We start from the raw sequence: 17,656 nt of genomic DNA, 5'->3' as shown, positions 1-17,656 counted from the left end.
TTGACCGCTACGCCGCTGCCAGCAGGCTGGCATTGCCGCCTGCCGCCGTGGTGTCGACGCAGACAGCGCGCTCATGCGCATAGGCTGCCGGATTGAGCACTTCGCTGACCAGCGGCACGATCGGTCCTAAGCGGTCGGCTATGACCTTGCGCACGATGCGCGCGGCCTCAGGCGTGCCCGAGAAGGCGACCACGTCGACCCGCAGCGAGCGCGCCTCGACCGGATCGGGCCGGCCATCGATAGCCGCCAGCGGCAGGCCCTTGCCGGTCAGCGCCGAGAGTGCTGCCGGCGCTCCGGGCGCGACGGCCAGTACGGCATTGCCGGCGGCGAGCGCCTGGATCGTCTGGGCAAGCAGCGTATCTGCGTCAGGACCTAGGCAGAGTACCCGCCCGCGCGGCGACATCGACAGTGTGTTGGCTTCGCCTGTCGGCCCGGGCAGGTCGACCTGGCCGAAATCGATGCCGGCGGCAGCGCCGATGGCCGCTGCGCCCTTGCCGCGCAGATGCTTGCGCAGGATGGCAATGCGATCAGGACGCGTCGACCAGCCGCCAAGCGTCGGATCGGGCAGATTGTCGGCAAGCTCGGTCGCCGTCACCTTGTGGCCTTCCGCAAGATGGGTGCAGGCCTCCGGCCCCTTGCGGAAGCGGCGGAGATAGTGCGGGCCGCCGGCCTTCGGCCCGGTGCCGGACAGCCCCTCGCCGCCGAAAGGTTGCGAACCGACGACGGCGCCGATCTGGTTGCGGTTGACATAGATGTTGCCGGCATGGATGCCGTCGACGAAATGCTGGACGCGGCCTTCGATGCGGGTGTGCAGGCCAAAGGTCAGGCCATAGCCCTTGCGGTTGATCTCGGCGATGACCGCGTCGATCTTGTCGGCGTCGAAGCTGGCGACATGCAGCACCGGCCCGAACACCTCGCGCTCCATTTCCTGGATGCCTTTGACCCGGAAGACATGCGGCGCGACGAAGCGGCCGCTCTTCGGCGCTTCGAGCTTGGCGATCAGCCGGCCCTGCAGCCCCATCTTCGTGCAGTAGTCTCGGATCGAAGCTTGTGCCTCGTCGTCGATGACCGGACCGACATCGGTCGAAATCTGCCAGGGATCGCCGATGCTGAGCGCTTCCATGGCGCCCTTCAGCATCTCCAGCATCTTCTTCTCGACGTCCTTTTGCACGTAGAGCACGCGCAGCGCCGAGCAGCGCTGGCCGGCGCTCTGGAAGGCCGACGCAAGGATGTCACGCACCGCCTGTTCGGGCAGTGCGGTGGAATCGACGATCATGGCGTTGAGACCACCGGTCTCGGCGATCAGCATGGCGTCGGGGGCTGCGGTTTCAGCCAATTGCTTCTCGATCAGCTTGGCGACCTCGGTCGAGCCGGTGAAGCAGACGCCGGCAATGCGCGGATCGGCGGTCAGCGGGCCACCGACCGAGGGGCCGTCGCCGGGCAGAAGCTGAATAACGTCTTCAGGCACGCCGGCCTCGCGCAGCATCTCGACGGCGCGGAAGGCGATCAGCGGCGTCTGCTCGGCCGGCTTGGCGATCACCGAATTGCCGGTGACCAGTGCAGCCGCGATCTGGCCGGTGAAGATGGCGAGCGGAAAATTCCACGGCGAGATGCAGACGATCGCCCCGCGCGCTTCGGTGCCCGCTTCGTTGTTGGCCGCCTCAGTGGCGTAGTAGCGCAGGAAGTCGACGGCTTCACGCACTTCGGCTACGCCATCGGCCAGCGATTTGCCGGCCTCGCGGGTGGCAAGCGCGAAGAACTCGACGGCATTGGCCTCATAGAGGTCTGCCGCGCGGTGGAGGATGGCGGCGCGCTCTGTGACGGGACGCTTGGTCCAGGCCGGCTGCGCCTCCACGGCGAAGCGCACGGCGGTCGCGACCTGCTTGGCCGCAGCCTCAGTGACCGTGCCGACAACCTCGTCAGGCTTGGCCGGATTGACGATCGGGCGCTGCTTGCCGTAGCCGGCGGCGCGGGTGATCGGCTTGGCGTGCCAGCGATCCAACCCGGCAAAGCCTGCCTTGGCCTTCTCGATCGCGGCCAGCGTCACCGTGTCGGTGATGTCGAACCCCTTGGAATTACTGCGGCCAGCGCCAAAGATGGCGGACGGTCGAGCGATCGCCGGATTGGCGGCCGGGCCCTGGTTCTCGACGGTTTCGAGCGGATCGCGGGCGATGTCCTCGGGCTCGACCTCTTCGTCGGTCAGTTGGTGCACGAAGGAGGAGTTGGCGCCGTTCTCCAGCAGCCGCCGGACCAGATAGGCCAAAAGGTCGGAATGCGCGCCGACCGGCGCATAGATGCGGCAGCGCGTGCCCTCGGCCTGGCGCACCGTCTCATGCAGCGCCTCGCCCATGCCGTGCAGGCGCTGGAATTCGAAGGCATCGCGGCTATCAGCCATCGACAGGATGGCGGCGACAGTGTGGGCGTTGTGGGTGGCGAATTGCGGATAGATGCGATCGGTCATGCCAAGCAGTTTTTTCGCGCAGGCCATATAGGAGACGTCGGTGTTGGCCTTGCGGGTGAAGACGGGATAGCCGCCAAGCCCGAGCGCCTGCGCCCGCTTGATCTCGGTGTCCCAGTAGGCGCCCTTGACCAGCCTCACCATGATGTTGCGATCGTATTTCTTTGCCAGCGCGTAGAGCCAGTCGATGGTGAAGGCCGCGCGTGGCCCATACGCTTGCACCACCACGCCAAAGCCGTTCCAACCGGCCAGTTCCGGCTCGGCCAGCACTTTTTCAATGACGTCGAGCGACAGATCAAGCCGGTCGGCTTCCTCGGCATCGATGTTCAGGCCCATGCGCGAATGGCGCGCCGCCAGCGCCAGCGACAACAGCCGCTCGGCCATGACCGGCAGCATCTTTTCCTTCTGCGCCACTTCATAGCGCGGATGCAGCGCCGAAAGCTTGACCGAGATGCCGTGGTTCTGGCGGATGTCGGGACCATTGGCGCCGGCATCGAGCGAGGAGATGGCGTCGGCATAGGCCTTGAGATAGCGCAGCGCGTCGGCCTCGGTGCGGGCTGCCTCGCCCAGCATGTCGAAGGAATAGAGATAGCCCTTCTGCGTCATCGGCCGGCCGCGCTTGACGGCCTCGGTGATGGTGCGGCCGAGCACGAACTGTTCCCCCATTTCGCGCATCGCCGCCGCCACCGCCTTGCGGATGACCGGTTCGCCCAGTCGGCGCACCATCGAACGCAGCGTGCCTTCGATGCCGCCCTCGCCTTCGTCGAGGACGCGGCCGGTCAGCATCAGCGCCCAGGTCGAGGCGTTGACGAAGATCGAGCTCGAACCGCCCGAATGCGCCGACCAGTCGTGCGGCGCGATCTTGTCGGCGATGAGGTCGTCCATGGTCTCGGTGTCGGGCACGCGCAGCAACGCCTCGGCCAGGCACATCAGCGCCACGCCTTCCTTGGTCGACAGGCCATAAGCGGAGAGAAATACTTCCATCAGCCGCGGATCGGACGAGCCGCGCACCGCCCGCACCAGATCGGCGGCGCGGGTCGAGATCGCGTCCCGGTCTTTCGTCGACAGCCCCGTCGCCTCGGCCAACCGCTTCACCGCCTGGTCTTCATCGGGCAGATAGTTGGCACGGATCTGCTGACGGATGGCATCGAGCGCGGGCATGGCGGTCCTGTGGAGCGAGCGTTAGGGAGCGGGCCGGCGGTCACCGGACCGAATGGCGCAAACTAGCACAAAGCGTGATTTCAATCGGTCCAAAGAAATCGACAAGATAGGTCAATCGATCTATCATAGCGTCTGATTTTAGCCAGATGGACCGCGATTTCGATGACCGAAGACCAATTGGACCGCATCGACCGGAACATCCTGTCGGCGCTGGCGCGCGACGGGCGGCTTTCCATGTCGGAACTCGCCGCCAAGGTCGGCCTGTCGAAAACGCCGGTACAGGCACGGGTGAAGCGGCTGGAGAAGGACGGCTATATCAGGGGCTATCAGGCGATCATCGACCGCGAGCGCATGGGCGAAGGCCATGTCGCCTTCGTCCAGGTGAAATTGTCCGACACGCGCTCGGCCGCGCTCGACGCCTTCAACCGCGCCGTACAGGCCGTGCCGGAGATCGAACAATGCCACATGATGGCGTCGAGCTTCGATTATCTGCTGAAAGTCCGCACCACCGACATCGCCGCCTATCGCCGCGTACTCGGCGAGCGCATTTCCGCTTTGCCCCACGTCGCCCAGACCTCGACCTTCGTGGCGATGGAGACGGTCAAGGACCGGTAATTCTTCACTCCGCCAGTGTTTTCAGAAACGCCACCAGCGCCGCCCGCTCGCGGTCCGAAAGCTGCAGCGGGTGAACTTCGGATGTGCCTTCGACGCTTGGCGCCGCCTTGGCATAATGCGCCACCACCTCATCGAGCGAGGAAAACTGCCCGGCATGCATGTAAGGCGGACGGGTGGCCGCCCCGCGCAGCGACGGCGTCTTGTAGGCACGGATCAGTTCCGGCCCTGACTTGACCATGAAACGCAGTTCTCCGCAGGCGCTGTCGTCGCCGTCACGAAAGGCGCCAAGACAGTTGAACGGGTCGGCCTCGACCTGGGGTACCGCATCGATGCGGCCACGATCCACGGGCAAATCCGCAACCGGTGGCACACCCGTGTTGTGGAAACTGTTGTCGGTGAAGCGCGGGCCATTGTGGCAGGTCACGCAATTGGCCTTGCCGATGAACAGTTTCAGCCCGAGGATTTCCTCAGCCGAAAAGGCATCGTCGCCTTGCGGCTTGGCGCCTGACCCCAGATCGATGGCAAAGCGGTCGAAGCGCGTCTGCGGCGGCTCGATCGAGCGCTCGAAGGCAGCGATCGCCTTGCCGATATTGGAAAAGGCGCGATTGACGTCCTCGGCCTGGGCCGCGGGCATGGCTTTCCAGGCGGCCTTCTCGGCATCGGTGCCGAGCGGACTGGCATTGGCCGGCACGGTCGAGAGATCGGGCAATGGTCCAAAAATGCGCTCGTAGCGCTCACCAAACCGCTTCTTGATGTAGTGCACATAGGCGGCGCGGTTGCCGGCATGTTCGAGCGGATTTTCCAGCGGTGTCAGCGCTTGCGCCCAGAGACTGTCGCGCCGCCCATCCCAGAAGAACCAGGGATCGCGCGCGACGCCGGCCAGCGGCATCGAACGCCGGTTGGTGCGGCCGACACCGACGGCTTGTGGCAGGTCGTCCTGGAACTGGCGGTCGATCTTGTGGCAGGTCGAGCAGGAGACCGTGCCGTCGCGGCTCATCCCGGCGTCGAAGAACAGCGTCGATCCGAGCGCCGCGGCGGCCGGCACATCGGCAAAGCGGTTGGTGGTGTCGGTCTTCAGCGGCGGCAGCGTGTTCAGCGCCAGCGAGGCGATGGTTTTCTTCTCGGCGTCGGAAAACTGCGGCTTGCCGCAACCGGCAAGCATCGCCACCACCATCAGTGCGAGACATCGCGAGAAGCGGCTCATCTAAAACTCACAGCACCACGTTGAAGACGACCGTGTCGGAACCGGCCGCCGCCGAGATGGCAAAGCGCAACTGCCACCATCCGCTCATGGTGAATTTCAACCCGTCGATCCGGTAGCGCCCGTCGCCGAGATAGTCGGTCGCTTGCGGGCTGGTCGGCAGGCCGTGACTGTGTTGCGGCATGCCGCCTGACACCGTGATCGCCGCCCCTTCCACCGGCGCGCCCTTGACCGTCTTCAGCGTCAGCAGCCAGGACTGCAACTCGCCTTGCCGCACGACACCCCGCTCTGGCTGGAAGCTCGCCACGAACAAGCCGCTCGCGGTGGTTTTCGAGCGGGATATGTCGAGGCCGGCGAACTGCGCCGACCGCGGCGCGGTCAGATAGACGATAGCAAGAATGCCGGCCAGCAAGGCAGCCAGACCAAGACCCGCGAGAAGATAACGCCATAGTGATGCCAAACCGGTTCCTCTTCTAGACATAACGTCTCGGGGTGCAATTCGCGTCCCGCCGCTTCTGTGGGAAAACGCTTCTGGCGCAAAAATCCGCTGCCGCCAACCATGGCGCTGCCGGTCGCAAAAAGCTACAGCACCGAGATTATCCGGAGAAAGACATATGGCAGCAAACGGCGTCGCTTCGATCGGTGAGTGCATGCTAGAGCTTTCGGGCCAGAGCGGGCCGAATTGGCGCATGGGCTTTGCCGGCGACACCTTCAACACGCTGTGGGCGCTGCATGCGCTGAGCGGCGACAGGCCCGCGACCTATGTTTCGGCCTTCGGCGACGATCCGTTCTCGCAGGGCCAGATTTCCTTCTTCGCTGAGAACGGCATCGGCATCGGCGCCAGCCCAATCATACCCGGCGCGCGGCCCGGCCTCTATGCCATCACGCTGACCGGTGCCGAACGCGCTTTCACCTACTGGCGTGCCGATGCAGCCGCGCGGCGACTTGCCTCGGACCCAGCCGCTCTGGCGAAAAGCCTTCAAAACCAGGCGCTTGTCTATTTTTCCGGAATCACTTTGGCAATTCTGGACGCCGCCGCGCGCAAGACCTTGCTGGCGGCTGTGGCGAATGCCCGCGCAGCCGGCTCGCTTGTCGCCTTCGATCCCAATTACCGGCCGCGCCTGTGGCAATGCCGCGAGGATGCGCAAGCCGCGATCCTCGAAGCGCTCGCCGTCACCGACATCGCGCTGCCGACCTTTCCCGACGAGCAGATGCTGTTCGGTGACACAACGCCGCAAATGACTGCGGAACGGCTTGGAAAGCAGGTCGGCGAGGTCGTCGTCAAGAACGGTGAGCTACCGGCACTGATCGCCGAAAACGGGAATTTGCGGCCTGTTCCGGCGGTCCATGTCGCCACCCCTGTCGACACCACCGGCGCCGGCGATTCCTTCAATGGCGGCTATCTCGCCGCACGGCTTGCCGGCCATGCCCCGGCCGAGGCGGTACAGCGCGCGCATCGCGTTGCCGCCGCCGTCGTGCAGGTGCGCGGCGCGCTGGCTCCGTTCGAGACGTTGAGGACAGCCTTCGAAAAATGAATTCCGAGAAGGCGAGGCTGAATCGGCGCCAATATTATTCTTGAGCCCCTGGCCGGCTTTCTGGTCGACCCACTTTAACTAGCTCTATGTAGATCGCAGTACTGGCAGCAAAACTAAAGAAATTGGCAACAACCATAATAAAAGAAATCTGCAACCAAGCATAGGTAATAATATTATTTTGGGTCTCCATCTTAAACAAATCGATACGAAAGCCGGCATCCCCATAAGAATAGGAATAGACAGAAAACGCCACGACACTTAGGCAGAAGGCCGGGAAAACGGCTCGCTTAAGATTTCCGGCGCGGAACCCCCTGAGGAGGCCTCGGCCCGAGCGCAATAGCACGCTAAAAAATATGTACAAATACAAAAGAGAGTACGAGACAATAAACCACAATACATTTGCATACAAATCTCTATTCGCTATGCAAATATCGGTTTTACTAAAAAAGCCAATAGCTCTACTGAATTTTTTTGTAAATATATTGCAATCCATATCTGCCGCATACATACCAAGTGGATATGCAATCACCCAGTACAATGCAGGAAATATTAGGCACGACAGAAATACGCCGACCGTTGCTCTAATGAGCCGCCTTCGTAAAAAAACTTCATCCCAAGAGGCATAAAGGCTACGGTTGAGCATCTCGAACTACATAGCATGTGATTTTGTTCGAGTACGGTCAAAATCAAATCGAAATGAACAGTACCCGACTAAGGCAGCCGGAACCGGTATTCCGTCACATGATGGTAGATCTGGCCCGGCCATAGGGTGGCTTGCGGGAAATACGGGCGGTTGGGCGCATCCGGCCACATCTGCGATTCCAGGCAGAATCCTGAAAAAGCCTTGTAGCGACGTCCGCCCAATCCCGGCGAAGACGGCGCCACGTGCTGGCCGATATAGAGCTGGATGCCCGGTTCCGTGGTCCAGACCTCCATCTCGACACCGGAATTCGCCCCTTGCGCCCAGGATGCCTGCTTGAGCGGTCCCCGCGTCGAGGCAAGGCAAAAATTCTGGTCGTAGGGCAATTGCTCACCCTCGGTCTCCATGCGCAGCGGCCGCGCCTGACGGAAATCGAAGGGAGTGCCGTCGACCGGCTTCACCGCGCCGGTCGGAATCAGTTCGCTGTCGACCGGCGTATAGGCGCCGGCATTCAGCATCAGCCGGTGGTCGAGTATATCGCCGGCACCACCGTCATCGAGGTTGAAGTAGGAATGCTGCGCGAGATTGCACGGCGTCGGTTCCTCGCAGGTCGCCGTCAGTTCCATGCTGAGCGTGCCGGGGATTTTCAGCCGATAGGTGCAGGTCACGTCGAGCGCGCCGGGAAAGCCCATCGTGCCGTCGGGATCGTGCAGCGTCAGCGTGACGAAATCCTTGCCATGCAGAGACACCGTCCACGGCCGGTGGAAATAGCCTTGCGAGCCGCCATGCAGCGTATGCTTGTCGAGAAAATTGCGCTCCGTATCATAACGCTTGCCGGCGATGGTGAAGCGGCCACCCCCGATACGGTTGGCATAGCGTCCGACGACCGCACCGAAGAAGGCCCTGTCCGTCTCATAGGGTGCAAAACGGTCATAGCCGAGCACCAGCGGCGCGTCGTGCCCGGCCAGGCGCAGATCCTGCAGGATAGCGCCCAGCCCGATGATGTTGGCGGTGAGACCGCCGCCCTTGATGGTGAAGCGGCGGACATCCTCGCCCGCCTGCGTCGTGCCGAAAACCTCGCCGTCCTTCATCGCTATGCCCATACGTCGGTTGGTTGGTCCATGGACTTAGGCCGGCTGAATGTCGTCTGGCAAGGGCAGGCACATGGCCTGCCCTGTCCTCAATGTTTCCTAGAGGCCGAGGCCACCGATGCAGACATATTTGGTGTCGAGATAATCCTCGATGCCCTGATGTCCGCCTTCCTTGCCGAGGCCCGATTCCTTGACGCCGCCGAACGGCGCTTCCGGCGTGGTGATTAGGCCTTCATTGACGCCGACCATGCCGTATTTCAGGCCTTCCATGACCCGGAAGGCGCGGCCGAGATCGCCGGTGTAGAAATAGGCGGCAAGGCCGAACTCTGTGTCATTGGCGAGCGCGATGGCCTCTTCCTCGGTCTCGAACTTGAACACCGGGGCGATCGGGCCAAAAATCTCTTCCTTCATGAAGCGCATGTCGGGCTTGGCATTGGCGATGACGGTCGGCTGGAAGAACGAGCCGCCAAGCGCGTGGCGCTTGCCGCCGGCAACGACCTTGCCGCCCTTGGACGTGGCGTCGGCGATGAATTCCTCGACCTTCTCGACGGCCTTCTCGTCGATCAGCGGCCCCTGCTGCACGCCCTCTTCCAGGCCCGAGCCAACCTTCAGCGCATTGCTGGCAGCGACCAGCTTCTCGACAAACTTGTCGTAGACACCGGCCTGCACGAGAAAGCGGTTGGTGCACACGCAGGTCTGGCCGGAATTGCGATACTTGGCCGTGATGGCGCCGGCGACGGCACGCTCGATGTCGGCATCGTCGAAAACGAGGAACGGCGCGTTCCCGCCGAGTTCCATCGACACTTTCTTGACGGTGACAGAAGACTTCTGGATCAGCATCTTGCCGATCTCGGTCGATCCCGTGAAGGTGATCTTGCTGACCAGCGGGTTGGCGCAGATCTCGTCACCGATTTCGCTGGCCGAACCGGTCAGAATGTTGATGACGCCCTTGGGGAAGCCGACCTCTTCGGCCAGCGCGCCCCAGGCAAGGCCGGAATAAGGCGTCTGCGACGCCGGCTTGACGACGGCGGTGCAGCCGGCGGCCAACGCCGGTCCGAGCTTGCGGGCCAGCATCGAGGACGGAAAGTTCCACGGCGTGATGGCGGCGATGACGCCGACCGGCTCCTTGGTCACCAGGATGCGGCGGTCAGCCCACGGCGACGGCACGACGTCGCCATAGGTGCGGCGGCCTTCTTCGGCGAACCACAGAATGTAGGCCGCGGCCGAGCCGATTTCGCCTTTGGATTCGAACAATGACTTGCCCTGCTCGATGGTCAGCAGTTCGGCCAGCACGTCCTGATTGTCCATCATCGCGTCATGCAGCTTGCGCAGCAGCTTCGAGCGCTCGAGCGCGGTGGTCTTGCGCCATGTCTTGAAGGCGGTGGCGGCGGCCTCGATGGCGCGGTGGGTCTCGGCCTTGCCCGATTTCGGCACGGTGCCGATCTTGAGGCCGGTGGCCGGATTGTTGACGTCGACAGTCTGGCCGCTGTCGGCCTGCACCCATTCGCCGTTGATGAGATTGGCCTGCCGCATGAAATGGCTGGTTTTCTGAAGCATGGTCTAGCCTCCGTTCGGCGCTCTGACGGGCCGGTTTCTCGAGAGATATTCGGTAAGCGTGCGCTATCCCGCACGCTGGAGCCACTGCTCTTTACCTAGGGCAAGCCCGGCAAGCAATCGCAATATGGCATATAGGGGTTGGGCCAGCGCCAAGCGAGAGCAAATTGGCGTATCGCCTGAGGGTATGTTGAGATTCAGGTCAGGCCGCGCCGAGAATGGTGGGGTCCGAGAACCGGAACGGAGCGTACCTTGTACGTGAGTATCGGAAGCGCAGGAAGCCGCCTTTCACAGGTCGGCATCACCTGAATATCGACATACCTTAGCCGAAGACGTGGACAACCACCGTTAACCAGAAGGCGGTGGTGACGACCGCGCTCGCCGTCGCGATGGTCATCTGGTTCGATGCCAGCGCCTGGCCGGTGTTGAACTGCACGGCGATCAGATAGGAATTGACGCCGGATGGCAGCGCCGCCACCACGACCGCCACCTTGGCCGTCAAGGGCGGCAGGCCGAGCAGCCAGACCAGGCCGAGCACCAGCGCCGGCATCACGAACAGTTTCAGCACCGACAGCGCCATCGCCGGCCGGATGTTGCCGGTAATGCCGAAACGGCGCAGGCTGAGCCCCATAGCAAACAACGCCACCGGCCCGGCCGTGTTAGCCAGCGCATCGACCAACCGCGTGGCAAGGTTCGGCAGCGGCGCGCCGCTGAGACGCCATGCCAGCCCGGCGAGGATGCCGATGATCAGCGGGTTGGTGAACAGTCTTCTCAGAAAGCTCTGGATGATGCGCAGCGGATGCACGGGCTCGCTGCCACCGCGGCCAAATATCTCGAACATGATGATCGAAGCCATCATCATGGTCGGCAGATGCACGGAAACGAGCAGCGACAGCACTTCGAATCCGCTGGATCCGAATACACCGAGAACGAAGGGAATGCCCAGCAGCACCACGTTCGAGAAGGACGACGACACGCCACCGACGATGCCGGTGCGTGCGTCCCGCCCGAAGACCCGCGTCGTCACCAGATGGCCGGCGGCCCATGTGACTGCCACTGCCGTGAAGTAAGCGCCCCACAGCGACCAGGGCGCTACGCCGTGGAAATCGGAATTCACCATCGTCCGAAACAGCAGCAGCGGCATCGCCACGTTGATGGCGAATTCGGAGATGCCGTCCCCGCTCGCCGGTTTCAGATAGCCGGTGAGCCCGGTGAGATAGCCGAGCGCGACGAGGCTGAAGACAAAAAGAACGGTTTCGGTAAGCGGCGACATTTTTCAGGGATAGGCGAGCCCGGATGGCAGCGCAATCGCCCTGCCCTTCGCAAATCGATCCTCGATCCGGCCAGCGCCTGAATTTGATCATGGTCGGGTGGCAGCGCTATACAGGCTTGGGAGCAATGGGGCGGACACAAAGCGAATGGTCGCGACGCCGAAACAGCGTCATTTCAAACAGGCGTGGCTGACGGCTTTCGTCGCCGCTCTGTTTTGCCTTGCCGCGACGGCGCTTGCGGTTGCGGATACGGCGAGCCTGAAGGGCGTGGCGCTGATCATCGGCCAGTCGAAATACGAGCACATCACCGCCCTTGCCAATCCGGCCAACGACGCTCGCGACATGGCCAAGATGTTGACCGATCTCGGTTTCGACGCCCGCAGTGTCACCGATCGCGACGCCGCCAAGCTGAAGCGCGACCTCGAACGTTTCGTCGAGGATGCCGAAGGCGCCGATGTCGCCTTCATCTACTATTCCGGCCATGGCATTGAGGCCGGCGGCGAGAACTATCTGGTTCCGGTCGATGCCGACGTATCGTCGCTGAGGGATGCCGATGAGGCGCTGGTGCCGATTTCCGCCGTCATGGACGAATTGAAGAAGACCGTGCCGGTGACGATCATGCTGCTCGACGCCTGCCGCACCAACCCGTTTCCGCCGGATGCTGTCGTGCGCCGGGCGCCGACGGCCTCGGAGTCGCCGATTGGCGCCGGCGGGCTAGAGCCGGTGCGCGGCGCCAAGGCGCTCGGCGATGCGCCGGCGGCAACGGAAAACCTCGGCACTGTGGTCGGTTTTGCCGCCGAGCCGGGGCGCCCGGCGCTGGATGGCGCCGTCGGTGAAAACAGCCCCTATGCTGCAGCGCTGCTGCGCCACCTCGCTGCGATGAAAGGCACCGAATTCGGCTCGGTCATGCGCATGGTGACGGAAGAGGTCTATCTCGACACCAAGGCGAAGCAGCGGCCATGGGTCAATGAGAGCCTGCGCCGGCTGCTCTATTTCGGCGTCGCACCGCCGGAGCCGACCGGCGATGACGGGCTGATCACCGGCGAGCGCCGGCAATTGCTGCTGACCATTTCCGACCTGCCCGATCCCAGACGCGCGCAAGTCGAACTGGCCTCGTTTCAGGAGGGCGTACCGCTCGACGCCCTCTACGGTGTGCTCAAGGCGCTCGGTACCGAGAAGATCCCGGAGGATCCGACCGACCTGCAGAAAGTGCTCGATGCACAGGCCGATCGGCTGAAGAAGATGATCTCCGAAAGCGACGCCTTGCGCACCGACGATCCGGAGATCAAGCAGCTGGTCGCCTCCGCCGACAAGGCCACCAGCCAGGGCGCCATCGTCACGGCCCGCAAATTCCTCGACGAGGCGGTTGGCCGGGTCGAGCAGGGCAGCGGCGCGGTCGACCAGGCAGAGGAACTGATCAAGCGCAAGCGCATTGCCGATGCCGCGATCTATGCCAGGCGAGCCGATGCGTCAGCGCTGGTGTTCGACTACCAATCCGCCGCCAACGACTACGGCAAGGCGTTTTCACTGGTCGAGAAATGGGACGACAAACTGCGCTGGAACTACAAGAACCAGGAGGCCGAGGCGCTGAATGCGCACGGCGATGCCACCGGCGACAAGGACGCTCTGCAGCGCGCCATCGACGCCTACCATGTCATCCTCAACTTCATTCCCAATGGCGAACAGAATCGCGACTGGGCGATTACCCGCAACAACATGGCGGTGGTGCTGCAGACCATCGGCGAGCGCGAGACCGACACCGCTAGGCTGGAAGAGGCGGCAGACATCTTCCGTGCCTCGCTGGCCGTGTTCGAGCGTGACAAGGACGACCTCAACTGGGCCGCGGCCCAGAACAATCTGGGCAATGTGCTGTTGAAGATCGGCGAGCGCGAGAGCGACCCGAAGCGCCTGAACGAAGCGGTTGCCGCGATGCGTGCGACGCTGGAGAAGCGCCCGCGTGAAAAAGTCCCGCTGGACTGGGCCACTTCGCAGATGAATCTCGGCCTGGCGCTTTACGCGCTCTCGGAGCGCGAGCCAGGTGGCGAGCATATGACCGAGGCCGAGGCCGCCTATCGGCTGTCGCTCGAAGAATATACGAGGCAAAAGGCGCCTGTGCAGTGGGCCATGGTGCAGAACAATCTCGGCAACACGCTGGTTTCGCTGGGCACGTTGCGCAACGACAAGGCGAAAATCACCGAGGCGGCCGACGCCTTTCGCGCCGCGCTCGAGATTCGGACCCGCGAGACCTTCCCGGTCTCCTGGGCGACCAGTCGGCTCAATCTCGGCAATGCGCTGAACAGTGCTGCCCGTTTCGATCTCGGTACCAGCAATCTGGAGGAAGCTGCGGCAGCCTATGGTGATGCGCTGACGATCTTCACCCGTCAGCGTTTTCCGATGGATTGGGCCTCGACCCAGAACAATCTCGGCTCGACCTACCAGACACTTGGCCAGCGCAGCGGCGATCCGGCCAAGCTCGAGCAGTCGGCTTCTGCTTTCCGGGCGGCGCGGCGGGTCTACACCAAGAAGGACTTCCCGCTCGACTGGGCGATGACGCACTACAATCTCGGCAACACGCTGCAACTGCTCGGCGGGCTGTCCGACAAGCCCGAGCACTACAAGGATGCGATCGAGGCCTATCGCGACGCGTTGCGCGAGTACAAGCGCGAGACGACGCCGCGCCAATGGGCGCTGGCTGAGGCCGGCCTCGGCTCGGCGCTACACTGGCTGAGCATGAGCAATGCCGATCCCAAGACCCTGGTCGATTCGATCACCGCGCGACGGGCAGCACTGGAGGTGCTGACTTTCGAGACGGCGCCCGTCGATTGGGCGAACGCGCAGAACGGCATCGGCATGAGTCTGCTCAATCTCGGCAATCTCGAACGCACCGACAAATATTTGAACGATGCCGAAGCCGCCTTTTCGGCGACGCTCAAAGTCTTCACCCGTGAGAGCCTGCCGATGCAATGGGCCTTCCAGCAGAACAATCTTGGCGACATCCATTGGAATCGCGGCAGCTACGGCGGCGGCAACGCTGAATACCAGAAGGCGATCGAATTCTTCGAGAACGCCAAGCTAGGCTTTACTGAAGCCGGCTACACGCCCCCCATCGCGCTGACCGACCAGAAGATCGAGCTGGTGAAGAAGCAGATGGCGAAGAAATAGGCCCTACGCTGCCGCGCTTGTCTTTCAGCTGGCTTTGCCCTCCCTATATGCCTGTCACCGGACTCGCCTGCCGGCGACCGGGAGAAAGATAACTGATGCTTCGACTTGCCCTGGCACTGTTTCTGCTTGTCGTTCCCGCCGTGGCCCATGCAACGGATTCCGGCTGGGCGCAGTTGGCTGATGGTGGACATGTCGTGCTGCTTCGCCACGCAATGGTCACCGGCACCACCGATCCGGCTAATTTCGACATCACCAAATGCGCCACCCAGATCAACCTCTCGGCCCGCGGCCAGCAGCAGGCGGGCAAGATCGGCGCGCTGTTTGCCGCCCGCGCCGCGCCCATCGAGCGCGTGCTGTCCAGCCGCTATTGCCGCTGCCTCGACACCGCTCGCATCGCCTTCGAAGCCGAGCCGGAACCCTTCGCGCCGCTGGATCTCCTGAAGACCGATGCGACGGAAAAAGCCGCCCAGATCGCCGCTATCATGGCGGAGATCCGCGGCTATTCCGGCTCCGACAACCTGGTCATGGTCACCCATCTCGAAAACATCGTGGCGTTGACCGGCATTTCGCCGCGCGAAGGCGAAGCGGTGGTGGTCGAGCCCAAGGGCGATGGCCTGCGCGTGCTCGGCCGCGTCACCTTCTGACGGCGCGGACGTCCACAGGGCAGGTGTTGCCGAAATACAACCACCGGAAGAAGCCGCAAATTCGCCACGACAATGCCGCTTGCGACAACCCGTCGCAGGGGCTATAGGCGCGCTCCCGGTCACGAAAACCGAAGCGAGCACAACGGTTGGAGCTTTCGTCTCCGCCCGTGCAGGCGGCTTTGCCGCCCTGTATACGGCGCCGTTTCGGGGATTGGGATCGCGGATGTAGCTCAGTCAGGTAGAGCGCCGGATTTGGTTCCGGAGGTCGCAGGTTCGAATCCTGCTGTCTGCACCACGGATAGCTCAGTTGGGTAGAGCATCAGACTTATAATCTGACTGTCGAAGGTTCAAATCCTTCTCCATTGGCCTGATAAGCCAACACCTTTGGGTGGTGTTATCTGAAAAACGGTCCGGGACCGGAATGCTGAAGACCTCAAGGCGGCCGAGGCCCACGGGCCGAAGTCGTATCGAAAGGTCCGACGCCATCGGCTCGCGGCCAGGCCCGCGGTGATGATCAAGGCGCAGTGTCGCCGGCAAGGGAGGCTGCGGCCTCCGGCGCCCGCCTCGCTGCCTCGCGATCCGCTCCCGAAGGCCCGCCACGAATTGATGCCACCGGTCCCCGGATCATTCGTGCCCGGAATGACGACGTGAAACGAGAAACGAAAGGATGATCGACGCATGAATTGACGCCTCGGAAGGGGCCATGCCCGACAGGAGTAATGACAATGACCATTCTCGATAAGGTTCTTGGACGCGAGCGCGTCCTCGTAAAGGAAAACGAACGTGCCATCACCCTCTACAAGGGGGAGATCAAGGCTGTGCTGCTGCCGGGTGAGCATTGGCTCGCCAACCGGCGCCAGAGCCTTGAGGTGTTCCGGCACGATCTGAAGACCCCGGAATTCGTTTCGGCATACGAGAAGGCGTTGTTCGACAAGCTCCCGGATGTGGCCGCGCGTCATTTCACCGTCGTTCGCACCGGGCGTACGGACGTCGCAATCATCGAGCGTGACGGCAACCTCCACGCCGTTCTGGCGCCGGATCGCAAGCTCGTGCTGTGGACCGATGCCGGTCCGTGGAAGGTGACGGTGATCGACACCGCTGCCGATCTGGCGATTGATCCCTCGGTCATGCGCCGGCTCGGCCAAAGCAGGAAGACGGAATTGATGTCCGTCCATCCGGTCGTCGACGGTCAGGCCGGCCTGCTCTTCGTCGACGGCGCCCTTGTGCGGACGCTTGCCGCGGGTGTGCATGGCTTCTGGAATGTCGGACGCATGGTGCAGATCAAGGTCGTCGACCTCAAGCGCCAGTCGCTCGATGTCGCCGGACAGGAAGTGCTGACCAAGGATCGCGTCACGATCCGCGTCAACATCGCCGCCGAATACCGTGTCGTCGACCCGGTCAAGGCGGTGAGCGCTGTGAAGGACTTCTCAGAAGCCCTCTACCGCGCCCTCCAGTATGCCTTCCGCAAGGCCCTTGGGGCGCTCACGCTCGATCAGATCCTCGAAAAGAAGGTGACGATCGACGAGGAGGCTGCCGGCAAGGTCCGTGCCGACATGGCCGAGATCGGGATCGAGGTCAGCGATATCGCCCTCAAGGATGTCATCCTGCCGGGCGAGATGCGCGAGATCCTCAACCAGGTGGTTTCGGCCGAAAAGCAGGCCGAGGCCAACATTATCCGCCGTCGCGAGGAGACGAACGCCACGCGTTCCCTGCTCAACACGGCCAGGGTGATGGCCGAGAACCCGGTGATGCTGCGGTTGAAGGAGCTCGAGGCTCTGGAGACCATTGCCGGCAAGGTCGAGCGACTGACCGTCCACAACGGAACGGGCGGGCTGCTGAACGACCTGGTCAAGCTCCGCGACTGAGCTGACCCAACGTTAAATCGGAAGGGCCGCCGGGCAAACCGGCGGCCCTTCTTGTCTTTGCAACCGAGGCATCCCATCTGCGCCCGGCGTATCAGGCCTTTTCCTGCCGGGAAAAACCGATTAGACAGCGCCCAAACACATGCGGACAGATTCCGCCCGCAACCGAAGGAAAAGCCCTTGTCCACCACGTTCGACAAAGTCGCCAAGATTATCGCCGACACCAGCGAGATCGATATCGACACCATCACGCCTGAAAGCCACACCATCGACGATCTCGGCATCGACAGCCTCGACTTCCTCGACATCGTCTTTGCCATCGACAAGGAATTCGGCATCAAGGTGCCGCTGGAAAAGTGGACGCAAGAGGTCAATGACGGCAAGGCCTCAACCGACGACTATTTCGTCATGAAGAACCTGTGCGCCAAGATCGACGCGCTGGTTGCGGCCAAGAACGCCTGA

Annotated in this window: 13 protein-coding genes and 2 tRNA genes; 8 read left to right on the top strand and 7 right to left on the bottom strand. The window is 62.8% G+C overall.

The annotated features are described in order from the left end of the window. Positions 1 to 7 precede the first annotated feature (7 nt). Positions 8 to 3,619 (bottom strand): bifunctional proline dehydrogenase/L-glutamate gamma-semialdehyde dehydrogenase PutA, encoded by a 3,612-nt coding sequence (putA, locus tag AC1DX6_RS12810; protein ID WP_477313819.1) that lies wholly within the window; start codon positions 3,617 to 3,619, stop codon positions 8 to 10. Between the two features lie 162 nt (positions 3,620 to 3,781). On the opposite strand from putA, the gene AC1DX6_RS12805 reads away from it, so the two are divergent. Continuing rightward, a complete protein-coding gene (locus AC1DX6_RS12805) occupies positions 3,782 to 4,234 on the top strand; it encodes an Lrp/AsnC family transcriptional regulator (protein ID WP_107650411.1) in 453 nt (150 codons plus the stop codon). Between the two features lie 4 nt (positions 4,235 to 4,238). Here the strand turns inward: AC1DX6_RS12805 and AC1DX6_RS12800 are convergent, their stop codons facing one another. Beyond that, positions 4,239 to 5,438, bottom strand: a complete 1,200-nt coding sequence (locus AC1DX6_RS12800; protein ID WP_477313817.1) for a cytochrome-c peroxidase — start codon at positions 5,436 to 5,438, stop codon at positions 4,239 to 4,241. 7 nt (positions 5,439 to 5,445) lie between these two features. Beyond that, positions 5,446 to 5,895 (bottom strand): FixH family protein, encoded by a 450-nt coding sequence (locus AC1DX6_RS12795; protein ID WP_477276797.1) that lies wholly within the window; start codon positions 5,893 to 5,895, stop codon positions 5,446 to 5,448. A 154-nt stretch (positions 5,896 to 6,049) separates the two neighbouring features. Between AC1DX6_RS12795 and AC1DX6_RS12790 the strand changes: the two genes are divergently transcribed. Further along, a complete protein-coding gene (locus tag AC1DX6_RS12790; protein ID WP_477313815.1) occupies positions 6,050 to 6,970 on the top strand; it encodes a sugar kinase in 921 nt (306 codons plus the stop codon). A gap of 34 nt (positions 6,971 to 7,004) precedes the next feature. Here AC1DX6_RS12790 and AC1DX6_RS12785 read toward each other — a convergent pair whose 3' ends face one another. The 4 genes from AC1DX6_RS12785 to AC1DX6_RS12770 all read right to left on the bottom strand — a co-directional run bounded on the left by AC1DX6_RS12785 (position 7,005) and on the right by AC1DX6_RS12770 (position 11,528). Further along, positions 7,005 to 7,613 (bottom strand): hypothetical protein, encoded by a 609-nt coding sequence (locus tag AC1DX6_RS12785; protein ID WP_477313813.1) that lies wholly within the window; start codon positions 7,611 to 7,613, stop codon positions 7,005 to 7,007. A gap of 68 nt (positions 7,614 to 7,681) precedes the next feature. Then, positions 7,682 to 8,707 carry an aldose epimerase family protein gene (locus tag AC1DX6_RS12780; protein WP_477315087.1) on the bottom strand — a complete coding sequence of 342 codons (1,026 nt, stop codon included), beginning with the start codon at positions 8,705 to 8,707 and terminating at the stop codon, positions 7,682 to 7,684. Between the two features lie 93 nt (positions 8,708 to 8,800). Next, positions 8,801 to 10,258 (bottom strand): NAD-dependent succinate-semialdehyde dehydrogenase, encoded by a 1,458-nt coding sequence (locus AC1DX6_RS12775; RefSeq protein ID WP_477313811.1) that lies wholly within the window; start codon positions 10,256 to 10,258, stop codon positions 8,801 to 8,803. 319 nt (positions 10,259 to 10,577) lie between these two features. Next, positions 10,578 to 11,528 carry an AEC family transporter gene (locus tag AC1DX6_RS12770; protein WP_477313809.1) on the bottom strand — a complete coding sequence of 317 codons (951 nt, stop codon included), beginning with the start codon at positions 11,526 to 11,528 and terminating at the stop codon, positions 10,578 to 10,580. Between the two features lie 145 nt (positions 11,529 to 11,673). Here AC1DX6_RS12770 and AC1DX6_RS12765 point away from each other — a divergent pair, with 145 nt between their 5' ends. The 6 genes from AC1DX6_RS12765 (at position 11,674) to AC1DX6_RS12740 (ending at position 17,656) form a co-directional block, all read left to right on the top strand. Next, complete coding sequence (locus AC1DX6_RS12765; RefSeq protein WP_477313807.1) at positions 11,674 to 14,688, top strand: caspase family protein; 3,015 nt, start codon at positions 11,674 to 11,676, stop codon at positions 14,686 to 14,688. Between the two features lie 95 nt (positions 14,689 to 14,783). After that, positions 14,784 to 15,332, top strand: coding sequence for a histidine phosphatase family protein (locus AC1DX6_RS12760; protein WP_477313805.1), 549 nt, complete (start codon positions 14,784 to 14,786; stop codon positions 15,330 to 15,332). A gap of 219 nt (positions 15,333 to 15,551) precedes the next feature. Further along, positions 15,552 to 15,627: transfer RNA gene (locus AC1DX6_RS12755), tRNA-OTHER, on the top strand. A 2-nt stretch (positions 15,628 to 15,629) separates the two neighbouring features. After that, positions 15,630 to 15,698 (top strand) — tRNA-Ile (locus AC1DX6_RS12750). A gap of 359 nt (positions 15,699 to 16,057) precedes the next feature. Beyond that, positions 16,058 to 17,197: a slipin family protein gene (locus tag AC1DX6_RS12745; RefSeq protein ID WP_477313803.1), complete on the top strand. Its 1,140-nt coding sequence runs from the start codon at positions 16,058 to 16,060 to the stop codon at positions 17,195 to 17,197. A gap of 177 nt (positions 17,198 to 17,374) precedes the next feature. After that, entirely contained in the window at positions 17,375 to 17,656 is a 282-nt protein-coding gene (locus AC1DX6_RS12740; RefSeq protein ID WP_006335407.1) for an acyl carrier protein, read from the top strand.

It is taken from the genome of Mesorhizobium sp. P2_C4 (genome assembly GCF_056404575.1).
The sequence above is the reverse complement of the archived record's forward strand: the minus strand, read 5'-3'. Positions and strand labels throughout refer to the sequence as shown.

Excerpts from the sequence above, each read along its gene's own strand:
- AC1DX6_RS12790 (WP_477313815.1), top strand. The coding sequence starts at position 6,050 with ATGGCAGCAAACGGCGTCGCTTCGATCGGTGAGTGCATGCTAGAGCTT.
- AC1DX6_RS12770 (WP_477313809.1), bottom strand. The coding sequence starts at position 11,528 with ATGTCGCCGCTTACCGAAACCGTTCTTTTTGTCTTCAGCCTCGTCGCG.
- AC1DX6_RS12775 (WP_477313811.1), bottom strand. The coding sequence starts at position 10,258 with ATGCTTCAGAAAACCAGCCATTTCATGCGGCAGGCCAATCTCATCAAC.
- AC1DX6_RS12765 (WP_477313807.1), top strand. The coding sequence starts at position 11,674 with ATGGTCGCGACGCCGAAACAGCGTCATTTCAAACAGGCGTGGCTGACG.
- AC1DX6_RS12745 (WP_477313803.1), top strand. The coding sequence starts at position 16,058 with ATGACCATTCTCGATAAGGTTCTTGGACGCGAGCGCGTCCTCGTAAAG.
- AC1DX6_RS12785 (WP_477313813.1), bottom strand. The coding sequence starts at position 7,613 with ATGCTCAACCGTAGCCTTTATGCCTCTTGGGATGAAGTTTTTTTACGA.
- AC1DX6_RS12800 (WP_477313817.1), bottom strand. The coding sequence starts at position 5,438 with ATGAGCCGCTTCTCGCGATGTCTCGCACTGATGGTGGTGGCGATGCTT.
- AC1DX6_RS12760 (WP_477313805.1), top strand. The coding sequence starts at position 14,784 with ATGCTTCGACTTGCCCTGGCACTGTTTCTGCTTGTCGTTCCCGCCGTG.
- AC1DX6_RS12805 (WP_107650411.1), top strand. The coding sequence starts at position 3,782 with ATGACCGAAGACCAATTGGACCGCATCGACCGGAACATCCTGTCGGCG.
- putA (WP_477313819.1), bottom strand. The coding sequence starts at position 3,619 with ATGCCCGCGCTCGATGCCATCCGTCAGCAGATCCGTGCCAACTATCTG.